Here is a 1554-nt window from a genome sequence, read left to right as displayed (position 1 = left end):
CTTAACATTCTTTGTCCCAGACTATATACTAATAAGCATATTCCCATTAAAAAAACCGATTGTTTCTATCCTTTTTGGGTTTTTCACAAAGACACTATCTGCTAGAACTAAGGGGTCTTTAATGAATCTAAATCCTCGTTTACAAGATTGTTGTGCTTTATATTCATCAAGCATTTCTTCCGCCGATAGGTTTTCCTTGTCGAGAACATTAGTGGCGATAATAAATCTTCCTGCTCTTTCTGTTTCGGCTTTAATAATTTCAGCTTTTTTTCAATTACTCCTTGACAGCTATAGACTTTCTCCTTCTTGTTATTGAGGATTTCTTGATATTCTAATTCTCCTAACTCATGATATTTTAAAGTTTTATTAAATTTCTTCACTTCGAGTTTCAATTCAGTCAGGTTAGGCTTGTTCTCTGCTGCCAATTCTTTAATTGTTTTTCAATTTTTTCCTTCTCCTTCCTTAACTTGTCAGACAATTTTTCCAAGTTTGAATCTTTTCTAGCTGCACTCTCTACGATAAGCCATCTTTGCCTAATTCCGTGATAATTTACTGGCTTTTCTTGGTATTTATAGCCTTTTTTTTGACTTAAATGAAACTCAGCTTCCTTAGCTTTTTCTACAATTTCTTTCGCCTTTTTTAAGCTAAAAAGTACTCTGGTTAACCATTTTATTTCTCCTAAAATCTGAAGATTTTTGGCGGTGTATAAGGCACTATCTGCTACCTATATTGTCTCCAGATTCAGGTTTTTTTTGATAAGCTTTTATGATTAACGGAAAAATATTTTTGTCCGACTCGTTCCCTGAACCTGTTCTCATTAGCAAAGGAACATCCCCATCACTACTTACCATCAGATCTAGCATAAACTGTTTTAAGTCAGGTCTTTCATCTTGCGAATATCCATAAGTAATTTCGATAACATTTTCTGAGTTTTCTTGCTGATTTTCTTCCTCTTCTTCTTTGAGCTTGTATTCTCCATGAACGGACACCGAAGCTCGAATCTAGATGACTGTATTTAGTATTTATTTCGTACTTATTGGTCGTATTTATCGCTAAACTTGTCCAAGTTTTTTCTAGACCCTATTTATGTAGATAATCCATAACTCTGCCGATTTTATCGTCATTTATCTCTTCGGATTTTATTCCTTTTCCTAATAAGTGTTCTATCGGTTTATCTTCAAAAAACTTGGGAAACAAATATAAAGGTTTACTAACAAATCCCAAACCATTTAGGATGATGGCTTTCACGATTGTGCCAGCACTAATTTTCTCTCTCTTGTCTATTCCTAATGCTTCATTGACTAAATCTTCGATTCCTAATTCATCAATAATTCCCGCAACTATCCCTAAGTGATCTAAGTTTTTTACCTTGATTTCCTGGTTCATTTTTTTTCTCTAGGTATGAGCGGTTCACTTTAATTATTATCTCATCTTTTTCGTCTCAGGTGTTTGAATATTTATACTTAGCTATCTCAAGAGCTTTCCGAGTATTTATACTTAGTGGTTTGCTCAACTTTCTCTGTCCTTCCCTTTGTGTTTTTCAACCTGCGGAAT

At 34.0% G+C, this 1554-nt stretch carries 3 protein-coding genes; all 3 read right to left on the bottom strand.

The window, feature by feature from the left end:
- Positions 1 to 107: 107 nt before the first annotated feature.
- The 3 genes from MICAI_RS27960 to MICAI_RS24235 all read right to left on the bottom strand — a co-directional run bounded on the left by MICAI_RS27960 (position 108) and on the right by MICAI_RS24235 (position 1386).
- Positions 108 to 425 (bottom strand): hypothetical protein, encoded by a 318-nt coding sequence (locus tag MICAI_RS27960; RefSeq protein WP_008204950.1) that lies wholly within the window; start codon positions 423 to 425, stop codon positions 108 to 110.
- 288 nt (positions 426 to 713) lie between these two features.
- Positions 714 to 989: a hypothetical protein gene (locus tag MICAI_RS24240; RefSeq protein WP_008204948.1), complete on the bottom strand. Its 276-nt coding sequence runs from the start codon at positions 987 to 989 to the stop codon at positions 714 to 716.
- 91 nt (positions 990 to 1080) lie between these two features.
- Positions 1081 to 1386, bottom strand: a complete 306-nt coding sequence (locus MICAI_RS24235; protein ID WP_008204946.1) for a DUF4277 domain-containing protein — start codon at positions 1384 to 1386, stop codon at positions 1081 to 1083.
- Between the last annotated feature and the right edge of the window lie 168 nt (positions 1387 to 1554).

It is taken from the genome of Microcystis sp. T1-4 (genome assembly GCF_000297435.1).
Taxonomy (GTDB): Bacteria; Cyanobacteriota; Cyanobacteriia; order Cyanobacteriales; family Microcystaceae; genus Microcystis.
Note: the sequence above shows the minus strand (reverse complement) of the source record. Positions and strands in the feature narration are given on the sequence as shown.